We start from the raw sequence: 14,270 nt of genomic DNA on the forward strand, positions 1-14,270 counted from the left end.
CTCCCCGTTGCGCGCTATGGCAAGGCGCGCTTTTTGGGAAAGCACGGGCACGGAATGCGTCCTACATAAAAATCGCGAAAACTCTGATTGTTTTATAAAAAATCACGGAACCCCTGGAACGTGCCTAAACTCCAAACTGCGCGGGTTGGACTAATAACCGATCCCAAGGGCGCTATGAAGTGCCTGAACCCTTGTCCATTGGTTTGCACACAAAGAGAAAAAAGCTATGAAACGGATCCTTCTCGGTACTCTCTTCACCGTCGTCTCCCTCAATGCAATGGCTGAAGCACCCGGTGGCCCGAACTGCGGCTGGGGCAACCTGCTGTTCGAAGGTCAGCGCGGTACTCCGGCTCACTTCCTGGCCTCCACCACCAACGGTACTTCGGGTAACGCCACCTTCGGCATGACCTCGGGCACCAACGGCTGCAGCACCAACAGCGCCCTGACTTATGGCGGCAAGTCCTGGATTGCCATGAATGGCATGATGAACGAGCTGTCCGAAGACATGGCCAAGGGCAACGGCGAAGCATTGACCACTTACGCGGTGGTACTGGGCGTTGCACCGGAAGACCGCGAGCACTTCGCGGCCGTGACTCACGAACACTTCCAGCAAATCTTCAGCAAGGCCGACGTGACGGCTGACGATGTGCACAACAACACCCTGGCAGTACTGAAAAGTGATGCCCGCCTGGCGAAATACGCTACCCAGGCTTAAGCTCGACCCGCCCGCGCCTTTCGAGGCGCGGGTTTTGATTTTTTGGACCCCCTTTCCTTTGGGTCTCACTTTTTCCGAATTAAGTTGCCCCTATGCTCAAACGCTTTGCCTGGCTGGCACTCTTCGCTTGCGCCCCGCTGTTCGCGGCCCCGCCTCTTGATGATCAACGTTTGCAGCAATTGGCCAACGACCCGTTCTGGTTATCCCTGGGCCATTACGAAGCCGGCAAGATCAGTGGCTGGCGCAGTTATGTCAGCGACCAGAAATTCTTCCTCGCCGCCGATGGCGCCCACCACCCGGACGCCGAACTCAAGGCCACCGTAGACGCGTTGTACGCGCCGGCCAGCCTGGGTGAAAAACACGCCCAATGCGTTTACCCCGCACGTACCCGCTGGCTCAAGGATCAGTTGCACCTCACTGACTTGCCCGCCGTGGACTGCACCGAATTCAAGCAATGGTTCAAGGACGTCGCCCCCCACAGTGCGGTGATGATCTTCCCGGCGGCCTACCTCAACAGCCCATCGTCGATGTTCGGCCACACCCTGCTGCGTATCGATCAGGCCGACGTGCAAAGCAACAACACTGCGCTGCTCAGCTATGCGATCAACTTCGGCGCCTATATCGAAGGCTCGGACAACAGCATTCTCTATGCCTGGAAAGGCCTGATGGGCGGCTACCCCGGCCTGTTCGCCCTGGTGCCCTATCAGGAAAAACTCTCGGAGTATCGCAGCCTCGAAAACCGCGACCTGTGGGAATACCGCCTCAACCTCACCCAGGTCGAGACCGAGCGTATGGTCGAGCACGTGTGGGAGCTCAAGCAGATCCAGTTCGACTACTTTTTCTTCGACGAAAACTGCTCCTACCGCCTGCTGGAACTGCTGCAAGTGGCCCGCCCAGGCCTGCGACTGACCGAACAATTCCCGCTGACCGCCATCCCCACCGATACGGTCAAGGCCGTGAAAGAGGCCGGTCTGGTGGAGAAAATCGATTATCGCCCCTCCCGTGAACGCGAATTGCTGGAGCGCGCCAAGCCATTGGACAGCGACGAACAGCAATGGGTATTGAAGGTCAGCGACGACCAGAAGCAATTGCAGGAGCCCGCCTTCAAAGCCCTGCCGCGCGAGCGCCAGACCTTGATCATCGACGCCGCCTACCGCCTGGGCCGCTACCGCGCCAATGGCCTGGAACGCGACACCGCACGCTCCCAGCGCAGCTATGAACTGCTGCGCGCGATCAACCAGAACCCTGCGCCCGACCTGAAGATCACGCCCCCCGGCCTGCCGGAAAACGGCCATGAATCGCGCACCTGGCAAGCCGGCATCGGCACCCGTGGTGACAAAGCCTTCGGCGAATACGGCCTGCGCATGGCCTACCACGACCTCAACGACAACGCCGAAGGCTTCCCCCTCGGCGCGCAGATCGAAATTCTGCAGATGAAACTGCGCCAGTACGAAGGCAACCACTGGCAACTGCAGCAACTGGACCTGGCCACCATCCGCTCCCTGACCCCGCGCAATGCCCTGCTGCAGCCCTGGTCCTGGCAAGTCACCGGCGGCCTGGAACGCGTGCCGGGCAAACACGACGACGAAACCCTGGTCACCCACGTCAACGGCGGTGCCGGCGGCACCTGGCAACTGCGCGACGACATGCTCGGCTTCGCCCTCGGCACCGTGCGCGTGGAACACAACAACGACTTCAACGAAGCCATCTCCCCCGCCGCCGGCTTCAACACTGGCGTGCTGTGGAAAAACCCGCTGGGCAACCTGAGCCTGGAAGCCAAGGGTGATTTCTTCACCAATGGCGAAGTGCGCCGCAGCCTCAGCCTGAACCAGCAGTGGGAACTGTCACGCAACCTCGGCCTGCGCCTGAGCGCCCAGCGCGAGTACAGCCACTTGTCGACGCCGGTCAATGAAGTGATGCTTGAGGTGAAGTGGTATCACTATTGACCTCGACACCCAGGAGCTCAAACAACATGGCGGTTAACTGCACATCGCTTGAGGAAGTTCGCAACCACATCGACCGTATTGACCAGCAAATCGTCACACTGCTGGCGGAGCGCGGCCACTATGTCTCCCAGGCAGCGCGCTTCAAGAAAGACACGGATGACGTCAAAGCGCCCCAACGGGTTGAGCAAGTGATCGCTAAGGTGCGTCATTTGGCAACGCTGGCCGATGCCAATCCAGACGTTACTGAACAGGTCTATCGCGCAATGATTGCAGCGTTTATCCGGCAGGAGTTGGATGAACATGCCGGGCTGGCGGCCAACCGAACGGCATAGCGCCTTCTGGAAAACCAACCCCCTGTGGAGAGCGGGCTTGCCACAAGAGCCGCGCTCGACAAGGGTTTGGCCAACACCCTTCTTACACCGCTTTCACATCCCCCCGACGAATCCCCTTCTAGACTTCACCCTATCAGCCGTTCAACGGCCAGGGAGCAAGCAATGTGGCGGTATGCGGTAATGCTGTGGGCGGTGGCGGGGCTGTCGGGTTGCCAGTCAACCCATCAGGAGTTCCTGGCCAAGGGGTATCCGCCGGCCTTTGCCGATGGTTTTGACGACGGTTGCAGCAGCGGTCGCCAGGCCGCCGGGGTGATTACCGGGGAGTTTCGCAAGAACGTGCCGCGCTACCTGCAGGATCGACAGTACGCCGAAGGCTGGGAAGACGGCTTTCGCCAATGCGAGGCCATGCGCGAAAACGAAGAGCTGCGCGACTACAAGGACAAACACTGGGACGACCGCGAACGCGCCTGGCAGCAGGAGAAAGACCGCGACGCGGGCAGAGTCTATCGCTCGCAATAGGTCGCTTTCAGGCATCCAACGAAACTAAAGCGCGGCGAACATGGCCCAAACGCCAGAGAGGGAGAACGTCATGAGCCGAGCTTTTGTAAATGAAGACAACGCCGCCGCCCAGGCCGACCAGCCCGTAGAGCGTCAGGTCAGCGAGCAGCCCAATCGCCTGACCGCCCACGGCCTGGCGCAGTTGCAGGCCAAGGTCGCGCAGTTGCAGCATGAATACAGCCTCGAATCCGCCAAGGGCGATCAAGCCGATAAACAGCGCCAGGCCGACCTTGAGCGGGATTTGCGCTATTTCAACCAGCGCGTACAGAGCGCCCAAGTGGTCGCAGCGGCCACGTCCACCGACAAGGTGCAGATCGGCAGTTGGGTGACGTTCGCCAATGAGCACGATGAGCAGCAGCGTATTCAACTGGTCGGCGAAGACCAGGCCGATGCCGGCGCAGGCCTGATCAACTGGGGTTCGCCCTTGGGCCGTGCCTTGCTGGGCGCCCAGGTGGGTGACGAGGTGCTGTGGAAGCGCCCCGCCGGCGATCAGTTGATCGAAGTGCTGCGCATCGAACCCGAGGTTTAGACGATGCCCTGGGCCAGCATCGCGTCGGCAACTTTCACGAAACCGGCGATGTTCGCGCCCTTCACGTAGTTGACCCGGCCGTTTTCCTCGCCGTAATGCACGCAGGCATGGTGGATCGACTGCATGATGTTGTGCAGCTTGCTGTCCACTTCACCGGCGGTCCACAGCAGGCGCATGGCATTCTGCGACATTTCCAGACCGCTCACCGCCACGCCGCCGGCATTGGAGGCCTTGCCCGGCGCGAACAGAATGCCGGCCTCGATAAAGATATCCACAGCCTCCAACGTGGTCGGCATGTTCGCGCCTTCGGCCACGCAGATGCAGCCGTTATGCAGCAAGGTGCGGGCGGCGTCGGCGTCGAGTTCGTTCTGCGTTGCACAGGGCAGCGCAATATCGCAGGCCAGCTCCCAAGGCGTTTTGCCTTTGCGGAACTCCAGGCCGAATCGCTCCGCCAGTTCGCTGATGCGCCCGCGTTGCACGTTTTTCAGCTCCAGCAGCGCCGACCATTGTTCTTCGGTCAATCCGCTTTCGGCGTACAGGGTGCCTTCGGAGTCGGACAGGGAAATCACCTTGCCACCCAGGTCCATTACCTTGCGCGCCGCGTATTGCGCCACGTTGCCGGAACCGGAAACCGCCACGCGCTTGCCTTCGACCCGCTGGCCGTCACGCTTGAGCATTTCTTCGGCGAAATACACGCAGCCGAAACCGGTGGCTTCCGGGCGGATCAGGCTGCCGCCGTAGGTCATGCCCTTGCCAGTGAGTACGGAGGTGAACTGGTTGCTCAGGCGCTTGTACTGGCCGAACAGGAAGCCGATCTCGCGGGCGCCCACGCCGATGTCGCCGGCCGGCACGTCCACGTCCGCGCCGATATGGCGATACAGCTCGCTCATGAACGCCTGGCAGAAGCGCATGACTTCGGCATCGCTCTTGCCCTTGGGATCAAAGTCCGAGCCGCCTTTGCCGCCGCCCATGGGCAGCGACGTCAGGGAGTTCTTGAAGGTCTGCTCGAAGGCGAGGAACTTCAACACGCCCAGGTTCACCGACGGGTGGAAGCGCAGACCGCCTTTGTAGGGCCCGATGGCGCTGTTCATCTGGATGCGGAAACCGCGATTGACCTGGACCTTGCCATGATCGTCCACCCACGACACCCGAAAGACAATCGCGCGTTCCGGCTCGCAGATGCGCTCGAGGATGCCCGACGTCAGGTAATGGGGATTGGCTTCAAGAAACGGCCACAAGCTACGTAGGACTTCTTCCACGGCCTGATGGAATTCCGGCTGGTCCGGGTCGCGTTTTTTGAGACGGGCAAGGAAGGATTCGACGGATTCGATCATGGAAAGTCTCGGAAAATGGATTGTTTTTAAGAGAAATTGAGCCGGACTTTATCAATTCATTTCGCACCGCGACAGGGCAAAATGTCGCTTTTGTGAATTTAAATGGTGCATTAGATATAAATAAACCCAAAAAACAGGCATTTATCGCACCCGAAAAGGGATTTCAACACAGGGTCACGCACCAATTTTGAAACCGCTATCGGGAGCAAGCCCCCTCCCACAACTGATCGATTGTTGGGCAAAAAAAACGGAGCCCCGAAGGACTCCGCTTTTTCAAACCCGCCCGAATCAGGCGAGTTTTTTGTGCCGTACACGGTGCGGTTGGGCAGCCGCTTCGCCCAGGCGTTTCTTGCGATCCGCTTCGTATTCGGTGTAGTTGCCTTCGAAGAATACCGCTTGCGAGTCGTCTTCGTACGCCAGGATGTGAGTCGCGACGCGGTCAAGGAACCACCGATCGTGAGAGATCACAATGGCGGCGCCCGGGAAGTCCAGCAGGGCTTCTTCCAGGGAACGCAGGGTTTCAACGTCGAGGTCGTTGGACGGTTCGTCGAGCAGCAGGACGTTGCCGCCCTCTTTCAGGGTCAGGGCCAGGTGCAAGCGACCGCGCTCACCACCGGACAGGTCCTTGACGAACTTCTGCTGGTCGCCGCCCTTGAAGTTGAAACGCCCCACGTAGGTGCGCGATGGAATTTCATAGTTGCCGATGCGAATCTGGTCGGAACCGTCGGAAATCTGCTGGAACACCGTCTTGCTGCCGTCGAGGTCTTCGCGGCTCTGGTCCACGCAGGCCAGTTGCACGGTTTCGCCGATCTCGATGGTGCCGGAGTCCGGGGTCTCCTTGCCCATCAGCATACGGAACAGCGTGGATTTACCCGCGCCGTTACCGCCGATAACGCCGACGATCGCGCCTTTTGGCATGGAGAACGACAGATTGTCGATCAGCACGCGGTCGCCATAGCCTTTGCAAACGTTCTTGAATTCGATGACCTTGTCACCCAGACGCGGGCCGGCCGGGATGTAGATCTCGTTGGTTTCGCTGCGCTTCTGGAATTCCTGCGATTGCATTTCTTCGAAGCGTTGCAGACGCGCCTTGGATTTGGACTGGCGAGCCTTGGCGCCTTTGCGCACCCACTCCAGCTCTTCCTTCATGGCTTTTTCGTGGGCCGATTGCTGCTTGGATTCGGCCGCCAGACGGTCGGACTTGGCTTCGAGCCAACCGGAGTAGTTGCCCTCGTAAGGGATACCGGCGCCACGGTCGAGTTCGAGAATCCAGCCGGCAACGTTGTCGAGGAAGTAGCGGTCGTGCGTAATCGCAACCACGGTGCCCGGGAAGTCGTGCAGGAAATGCTCCAGCCAGGCGACGGAATCGGCGTCCAGGTGGTTGGTCGGTTCGTCGAGCAGCAGCATGTCGGGAGCCGACAGCAGCAGGCGGCACAGGGCCACACGGCGCTTCTCACCGCCGGACAGGTGTTCGACCTTGGCGTCCCATGCCGGCAGGCGCAGCGCATCGGCGGCGACTTCCAACTGGCGCTCCAGGTTGTGACCGTCACCGGCCTGCAGGATGGCTTCGAGCTTGGCCTGTTCGGCGGCGAGCTTGTCGAAGTCGGCATCCGGCTCGGCGTAGGCAGCGTAGACCTCGTCCAGGCGGGCCTGGGCGTCCTTGATCACGCTGACGGCCTCTTCGACTACTTCACGCACGGTCTTGGCCGGGTCCAGGATCGGTTCTTGCGGCAGGTAGCCGATGTTCAGCTCAGGCATCGGGCGCGCTTCACCTTCGAACTCGGTGTCGACGCCGGCCATGATTTTCAACAGGGTGGATTTACCCGAACCGTTGAGGCCGAGTACGCCGATCTTGGCGCCTGGAAAGAAAGACAGCGAAATATTTTTCAGGATTTCCCGCTTCGGAGGGACAACTTTTCCCAGCCGATGCATGGTGAAGACATATTGAGCCAAAATCTGGACCTCATGAAAAAGTGAGAACAGGCCTACGTAGCGTCATGGCGCTGTACATAGTATTGCGAATCCTCAAGGTTAACCTAAGTGGGCGACGGCGGGCAGGTTGACAGGTGCTTTCAACCCAGCTTTTTCTTGCTGTAGGCCAGATAGAACAAGGTACCCAGCACCAGCCCCCAGAAAGATGACGATACGTGGAAGAAGTTGGGGAAATACACCGTGACCATCAGCGTCGCGACCGCCGGGTAATACAGGTCCTGCTTGAGCGCGTCCCTGAGCGCATCGGCCAGCGTGCTGAACATCGCCAACGCCGCCAGGGCCAGGATGACGGGCGACGGAATCACCGCCAGCAGGCTCACCAGGCCGGCAGCGAACAGCGCCATCAGCAAATAGCTGACGCCAGCGGCACAGCTGGCGATATATCGCAGCGACTTATCAGACGACGCCAGCGGTCCTGCACACATAGCCGCCGTCAGCGCCGCGAGGTTGAGCCCGTGACAGCCCAAGAGCGAGGCGCACGAGGTCGCCAGCCCCGTGACGAACAGCGTGCCCGGGAAGCGCGTGGCATAGCCGTTGTTACGCATGATCAGATAGCCGGGGATGTTCTGTGAGAACAGCGTGACCACAAACAGCGGTATCGACAGGTTGATGAACGATGAGAGGGTAAACACCGGGACCACCCACTCGAACCGATAGTCGGAAACTTCGACAGCATGCCCCAGTGGCTGTTTGATCAAAAAATAGGCAAGCAGCACGCACAACGATACCGGCAGCGAAAACAGTGGCTTGACGATAAACAGCAGCAGCCAGACAAGCGCGACCATCCCGACGATCAGTGGGTACTGTTCAAAGGCCGGCACAAAGGACTTGGCCAGGGACAACAACACCCCGGCCAGCATCGCGGATGACAGGCTGACGGGAATTTTTTCGAGGTAGCGGGACAGGCGCGGCACCAGCGCCATCCCCAGCATCAGCCCACCCGCCATGCAGAACGCCCCGACCGCTTCCTCAAACCCGCTCAGCGGTTGGTTATAGCTGAGCAAAATCGCCGCCCCCGGCGTCGACCAGGCAAAGGTATAGGGCTTTCGAGTGGCCAGGGAAAACACGAGGCCCATGATGCCCTGGAACAGGCACAGCACCGCCAGGGCCGTCACCGCCTGATGGGGGGAAGCGCCGACGTTATACAAACCCTGCAACACGATAAAGAACGTACTGATAAACCCGATCAGCGCGGCACTGGCACCGGTGCTGATCAGGCTCCAGCCCTCTTCGGGCCAACGTTGTGCCCCTGCTCTCGCCTTGTCCAAGGCCCCCATACCGTTACTCCCGCTCTGACTTGCATACTCTGAAAACCGGTGCTAAAACCAATATCCATTGGATATTGGATATGTTGTCCGATAGTAAAGAGAAGTAGATTTGAAAAGCAAACGGCTAAGTGACCTCGGAGATATTCAACACAGGACTGCAAGCGAGCAGATAGAACAGGTGTTAAAGCAGGCGATTCTGGAGGGACGTCTTCCCCCCGGAGAGGTTCTGCGCCAGGAAGAACTGGCGCAAACCTTCAATGTCAGTCGCATGCCGGTTCGCGAAGCCCTGAAGAAACTCGAGGCACAGGCACTGGTGGATTTCGTTCCCTACAAGGGCGCGATCGTGACGCAGATATCCAAGGCCGATGGCCTGGATAACTACGCCATCCGCCTGGCACTGGAACCGGCTGCCATCCGGTATTCGATTCCGCATTTGACGAGTGAGGATCTCCAGCAGGCCCGGGATCTGATCCAGCAAATGAGTGATGAAGTGGAGATGGATCAGCTGGGTGAATTGAACAAGCGTTTTCACATGTGCCTGTACGGAAAAACGCCGCATGCCAAGTTGTTGCAAATGGTGGAGAAGCAACTGTCCGTCGAAGACCGGTACCTGCGCTTTCACCTCTCGGCCATGGGGCGCGAGCACATGTCGCAGGATGAACACCTGGCCATGGTTGAAGCTGCCTCCCACCACGACCTGGACCGCGCCGAGGAACTGGTACGCAAACATTTGACGAAGGCGGCCATTGCACTGGAAAACTTTTTCGACCGAAAAAACTGAGCGCACGCTCACTCTACAAGGAGGTAGATCATGACCGAAGTCATGTCGGCATCAGCGATGGACTCTGCGCAAAACCTGGCGGGCAAATCGATTTTCCTGGAGATGGGCGCGCGCCTGGGGGTGATCGACCTGTTGATGCAGGGCGACCCCTTCGACGCTGAACGAGTGGTGAACCTCAGCGGTGCCCAGCGGCATTTTGTCGATGCTTACCTGGCGGCCCTGTGCAAATTGGGATTGGCCGCCCCCGGCCCCCACGCCGACAGCTACACCGGCACCGCCGCCCTGCCGGTGGCCGTCAACAACTGCGGCTACCTGCTCTGGGCCTTGCAGTCTTGCGCACCGCTGATCGAACACCCGGTGCAGTTCGCCAACAACATGCATGCAGCCATCGACACCTACGTGCGCAACGGCGAACACGTGGCCCGCACGTCCAAGTGGATGGGCGCGACCGACTTCTATCCCCATGCCGAACGGGAAATCCTGCAAGCCCAGCCCAAGAAAATCATCGACTTCGGTTCAGGCACCTGCGGCCTGCTGATCCGATTGCTGGAGCAGTTGCCACAAGCCACTGCGATCGGCATCGACCTGAGCGCCAGCGCCTGCCAGAAGGCCCGCGAAATCATTCAAGACAAAGGCTTGAGCCATCGGCTCCAAGTGATCCACGCGCCCGTTGAAAGCCTGATCGACGACCCCACCTTGCTCAAGGATGTCGACGTCATCCATGCCGGTTTCGTCTTCCACGACCTCAACCCCACGCAAAGCCAGGTGCTGCCGCGCCTGCTGGCCGCCATCAAGGCCGCCTCGCCCCGCGTCAAACTGGTGATAGCGGATGCCATCCCCGACGATGCGCCCTGGGAAAACAACGCCTATTCGCTGGCCTTCACGTTTTTGCATACCCACTTCATGGACCGCAAATTCCCCTCAGAGGAGGGCTGGAAAGCCCTGCTCGAACAGGCCGGGTTCATGGACGTGACCTTAAGTAAACCCGGCCTTTCCGGCAGCCGCCTGATTGTCGGTCATTAGAGCAACACCCAACCTTGAACAGTAAGGAATCCTATGTAGTCGCCACTCATCGGGAGATCAACCATGCGCGTAGAAACCCTTGTAGAGCGTGTCAAAGCCCACCGTTGCTATAGCCATCCGATTTTTCACAACTGGGCCCGCGTCAACCCAGGAACCGAGGCCATCGGTGCCCTGTTCCACCATATTCGCAGCTTCTGCGATGCCACTCGCCCCGGCTGGAACCTGCCCCAAGGGCTCAAGGAGATCGGCCTTTCGACCGAAAGCCACTTGCTCCAGGAGATTGTCGACAGCGAGGAAAACCACGGCCCGGAACTGGCCATGATGGCCGGCCATATCATCAACCGCTCCGTACCCGGCAAGGCGATCTTCGATGACCTGACCGACCAGATCCACATTGAGTCCATGCTCAAGCGCTGCTCCGACGAACTGCTCGGCCAACTGCCCGGCTATGACTTCGCCACCGGCCTGATGCCTCAGACCAAAAAGGCGATCCGTACGTTTGAGACACGCAAGTCGACGGCCGCCCAGGATGTGTACAAAAGCCTTGGCACCGCGCTGGCGCTGGAGATCATCTCCAATCGACAACTGATCCCTGGGGAAAAAACCTGCCTGGTCGACAGCGGCTTATATCGCGCCAGCTTCGATGAACCGGCCATGCACTATCTGGTGGAGCACTATGGCGAGACCGGGGCCGAATGCCAGCACGAACAGAATGCCATCGAGGCCGTCGGCTCAGTCCTCAACCCGCAGAACAGCGCCGCGATCGTTCAAGGCGCCGATGACTTCCTCGACAACCTGGCGGCGTTATGGGACCTGCTCGACGCCACGCTGCTCCAGGCCGAAGGTGATCGCGTCGCCGCCTGACGCCGACTGACGGGCCGGGCGACCGGCCCCTTTTTTGACAGAAAAGGCAGATCAATCATGCGTGATGAAAAACTCGACAAACTCTTCGAAGACGTATTCCAGCGCCCGGTCGCCAATCACGAAGACATCTTCGACTTGGGCGCCAACTCCCTGACCGCCGTTCAGTTGATCAGTCAGGTGAACACGACGTTTGGCACCAATATCAACATGGAGCAGTTTTTCCTGAACCCGTGCAAACAAACGATCCTGGATCAGTTGCCATCGGCAACAGCCGCTCAACACGCCTGACGGGGAGCACCATGCACAGCCTCTTCAACTTGACCCTGAACCTGTCGCGCGCCGGCAGTGTGGCGTGTGTACAGAGCCTGCCTGTTGACCCGACGCGACCGACCTTGCTGCTGCTGTCGCCAGTGGGTACCCAGTGTTTTTACATGAAAAACGCCGCGCTGTTTCTCATCAGCCGCTTCAACCTGATCATCCTGGAAAGCGACGCCGTGTTGTCCTATGCAACGGCCACCGCGCCGACGCCCAGTGAAGGCATCGCCGATTTCTACCGGCAGCTATGCGCGGCGTTGCCCGAAGGCATGCAGGTGGACGCGCTGGTGGGCTATTGCTCTTCAGCGCCTGTAGCGTTGCTGGCGGGAGCCCAGGGCGCTTGCCGCGCGCTGCTGTTGCTCAACGGCGCGTATTTCTTGCCGGGCGACGCGATTGCCAAGAGCCAGTACGAGCGCGATGTCGAACGCATGATGCAGTCGATCCCGTTGGGCAACTGGGCCCAAGTGTACGAGGCCGTCAGCCTGTTGCATGCCAACAGTCGCTACGCGCCCAGCGACTATCGCTACCAACAGGTCCGGCCCCTGCGTGAAGTGGAGGCATTCCGCCAATACCTGATCTTCCTCAACCACCTCAAGACCCTCGAAATCACCCACGCGGCCCAGGCCGTCGAGACGCCGACCCTGGTCTGGTGTGGCGGCAACGATGGCTACACCGACACGGCGTCCTCCAAATACGTCGCGACATGGCTGGCCCACGCCGAGTTGGTCGAAGACCCGGTGGGGCAGCACCATGACTTTGTCGACGGTCATGAACCGTTGTATCAGGCAATGACCGCGTTCCTGAACCGTCATGCACCGAGGGCTGCCCGATGAATGCGCACAACTGGCCAACGACCAAGGTGTTTCGCCGATTTCAATCGATCTGCCTGCAAACCCCCAACGCCGTGGCGGTCGTCGACCAGGGCAACGGTCTTACCTATCGGCAGCTGCATCAGCAGGTACTCGGGCTGTGTGAACAACTGAGCCGCCATGGCCTGGCCGACGCGCCTTACCTGCCGCTCATGGCCAGTCGTTGCCTGCCCTACGTGGTCGCGCTGCTGGCCTGCTGCAAGCTGGGCGTGGCGTACGTGAGCCTCGACCCGAGCGCGCCGGCCAAACGCATCGTCGCGCAACTCGATCAGCTCGGTTGCAGCCACCTGTTGTTGATCGGCCAGCCCGACGACACAAATATCGATCCACGCCTGACCCACTTTCGCCTGGACGATCAAGGCGCCCTCCTGGCCCAAGGCCCGGCCTTTCGTCGGCCGGCCAGGACGCGCTCGGTCGATACCGGGGTCATCACAATAATGTTCACTTCCGGCACCACTGGGGTGCCCAAAGGTGTCCGCATCCATGAGGACGGCCTGTTGAACCTGGTGGAGAACGTCCAGGAGCAAGTCCAGGGCCGGGCCCGGCGCTATGTGCATCATTCCTCGATCAGCTTTGACGCTGCGGTGTTCGAAGTCTGGGTGCCGCTGCTCACCGGTGCCTGCGTCACCCTGCATGCCGGCGCTTTCAATATCGAGACCCTGGCCGCCTGCGTGCAAACAGCCCGATGCGAGGTGCTGTTGCTGACCACCTCGCTGTTTCATCTGGTGGCGCAACACCGTCTGCGGATGCTCGATGGGGTGCGCGTGCTCTATGTCGGCGGCGAAGTGCTCAAGCCGATCCATGCCAGGGCACTGCTGACCGCCAACCCGGGCATTACCCTGGTGAACGGCTATGGCCCGACCGAGAACACCGTGTTTTCAACCTGGCATTGCCTCAGCACGCTCAAGGATATCGACGACGATGCGATTCCCATCGGCCGGCTGCTCAAGCACGTTCATGCCCAAGTCGTCGATGCTGACCTTCGGCCGGTGCCGCGCGGCACACCGGGCGAACTGCTGCTGGGCGGCCGCAACCTGGCCCTGGGCTACCTGGACGATGAACTGACCCGCCTGCGTTTCCTGCACGGGCCAGAGGGCATCTATTACCGCACCGGCGACTACGTGATCGAGGACGAACACGGCGTTTTCTTCTATCAGGGCCGTGTCGACGAACAGGTCAAGATCCAGGGCTACCGCGTGGAGCTCGCCGAGGTCGAACGGGCGCTGACCCAATTGCCCGGTATTGCTCAAGCCGTGGTGCTGTCACGGACCATGAACGCCCTGGAAAGCTGCTTGCACGCCTTTATCGTGTTCCAGCACGGCTGGCCGGACACGGACGAAGGCAAGCTGCTGAGCCTGTTGGCCGGCCGGCTTCCTCACTATATGTTGCCCGCCCGCATCATTCGGTTATTCGAGTTGCCGCTCACCGCCAACGGCAAGGTCGATAAACGCGCGTTGCAATCACTGGCCGGCAAAACACCCACCACGGGAGTGCGCGCGCCAGCAGCCGGATCGGCGGTCCTGGAAGCGTGGTCCGGCATCCTGGGCACGCAGGACTTGCAACTGGAAAACTCCATTTACGCCTACGGCGCCTCGTCCCTGAGCGTCGTGATGGCCCATACCCAAATCAATCAGACCCTTGGCAGGAAAACCCCATTCGATGAAGTCGCCCGGTTGAACACCTTGCAGGAGTGGGTGCAGTACTACGTAACGCATGAAAACCTCAGTCACCACGCTTAGGAGCG

Annotated in this window: 14 protein-coding genes; 11 read left to right on the forward strand and 3 right to left on the reverse strand. The window is 60.1% G+C overall.

The window, feature by feature from the left end; all coding sequences use genetic code 11:
* The first annotated feature begins 226 nt into the window (after positions 1 to 226).
* The 5 genes from ACLH0J_RS05015 to ACLH0J_RS05035 all read left to right on the forward strand — a co-directional run bounded on the left by ACLH0J_RS05015 (position 227) and on the right by ACLH0J_RS05035 (position 4,080).
* Positions 227 to 715 (forward strand): DUF3015 domain-containing protein, encoded by a 489-nt coding sequence (locus ACLH0J_RS05015; RefSeq protein ID WP_411391094.1) that lies wholly within the window; start codon positions 227 to 229, stop codon positions 713 to 715.
* 92 nt (positions 716 to 807) lie between these two features.
* Positions 808 to 2,661, forward strand: coding sequence for a DUF4105 domain-containing protein (locus ACLH0J_RS05020; protein WP_411391095.1), 1,854 nt, complete (start codon positions 808 to 810; stop codon positions 2,659 to 2,661).
* Positions 2,662 to 2,687: 26 nt separating this feature from the next.
* On the forward strand, positions 2,688 to 2,993 hold the full coding sequence (locus ACLH0J_RS05025) for a chorismate mutase (protein WP_411391096.1): 306 nt from the start codon (positions 2,688 to 2,690) through the stop codon (positions 2,991 to 2,993).
* Between the two features lie 162 nt (positions 2,994 to 3,155).
* The gene (locus tag ACLH0J_RS05030; protein WP_411391097.1) at positions 3,156 to 3,512 is read left to right on the forward strand and encodes a hypothetical protein; all 357 of its coding nucleotides are present in this window, start codon (positions 3,156 to 3,158) and stop codon (positions 3,510 to 3,512) included.
* Positions 3,513 to 3,582: 70 nt separating this feature from the next.
* A complete protein-coding gene (locus ACLH0J_RS05035) occupies positions 3,583 to 4,080 on the forward strand; it encodes a GreA/GreB family elongation factor (RefSeq protein ID WP_411391098.1) in 498 nt (165 codons plus the stop codon).
* Here the strand turns inward: ACLH0J_RS05035 and gdhA are convergent.
* The 3 genes from gdhA to ACLH0J_RS05050 form a co-directional block, all read right to left on the reverse strand.
* Positions 4,077 to 5,414, reverse strand: a complete 1,338-nt coding sequence (gene gdhA / locus ACLH0J_RS05040; RefSeq protein WP_411391099.1) for an NADP-specific glutamate dehydrogenase — start codon at positions 5,412 to 5,414, stop codon at positions 4,077 to 4,079. The genes ACLH0J_RS05035 and gdhA overlap by 4 nt on opposite strands.
* 288 nt (positions 5,415 to 5,702) lie before the next feature.
* Positions 5,703 to 7,367, reverse strand: a complete 1,665-nt coding sequence (gene ettA, locus ACLH0J_RS05045) for an energy-dependent translational throttle protein EttA (protein WP_411391100.1) — start codon at positions 7,365 to 7,367, stop codon at positions 5,703 to 5,705.
* A 119-nt stretch (positions 7,368 to 7,486) separates the two neighbouring features.
* Entirely contained in the window at positions 7,487 to 8,683 is a 1,197-nt protein-coding gene (locus ACLH0J_RS05050) for a benzoate/H(+) symporter BenE family transporter (RefSeq protein ID WP_411391101.1), read from the reverse strand.
* A 100-nt stretch (positions 8,684 to 8,783) separates the two neighbouring features.
* Between ACLH0J_RS05050 and ACLH0J_RS05055 the strand changes: the two genes are divergently transcribed.
* The 6 genes from ACLH0J_RS05055 to ACLH0J_RS05080 all read left to right on the forward strand — a co-directional run bounded on the left by ACLH0J_RS05055 (position 8,784) and on the right by ACLH0J_RS05080 (position 14,265).
* Positions 8,784 to 9,455 carry a GntR family transcriptional regulator gene (locus ACLH0J_RS05055; protein ID WP_411391102.1) on the forward strand — a complete coding sequence of 224 codons (672 nt, stop codon included), beginning with the start codon at positions 8,784 to 8,786 and terminating at the stop codon, positions 9,453 to 9,455.
* 30 nt (positions 9,456 to 9,485) lie between these two features.
* Complete coding sequence (locus ACLH0J_RS05060; protein ID WP_411391103.1) at positions 9,486 to 10,478, forward strand: class I SAM-dependent methyltransferase; 993 nt, start codon at positions 9,486 to 9,488, stop codon at positions 10,476 to 10,478.
* Between the two features lie 63 nt (positions 10,479 to 10,541).
* Positions 10,542 to 11,342: a hypothetical protein gene (locus ACLH0J_RS05065; protein ID WP_411391104.1), complete on the forward strand. Its 801-nt coding sequence runs from the start codon at positions 10,542 to 10,544 to the stop codon at positions 11,340 to 11,342.
* 57 nt (positions 11,343 to 11,399) lie between these two features.
* On the forward strand, positions 11,400 to 11,630 hold the full coding sequence (locus ACLH0J_RS05070; RefSeq protein WP_411391105.1) for an acyl carrier protein: 231 nt from the start codon (positions 11,400 to 11,402) through the stop codon (positions 11,628 to 11,630).
* A gap of 11 nt (positions 11,631 to 11,641) precedes the next feature.
* Complete coding sequence (locus tag ACLH0J_RS05075) at positions 11,642 to 12,490, forward strand: alpha/beta hydrolase (protein ID WP_010562559.1); 849 nt, start codon at positions 11,642 to 11,644, stop codon at positions 12,488 to 12,490.
* Positions 12,487 to 14,265 (forward strand): non-ribosomal peptide synthetase, encoded by a 1,779-nt coding sequence (locus tag ACLH0J_RS05080; protein ID WP_411391106.1) that lies wholly within the window; start codon positions 12,487 to 12,489, stop codon positions 14,263 to 14,265. The genes ACLH0J_RS05075 and ACLH0J_RS05080 overlap by 4 nt, the downstream gene beginning before the upstream one ends.
* Positions 14,266 to 14,270 lie beyond the last annotated feature (5 nt).

Source organism: Pseudomonas sp. MPB23 (assembly GCF_046605395.1).
Classification (GTDB): domain Bacteria; phylum Pseudomonadota; class Gammaproteobacteria; order Pseudomonadales; family Pseudomonadaceae; genus Aquipseudomonas.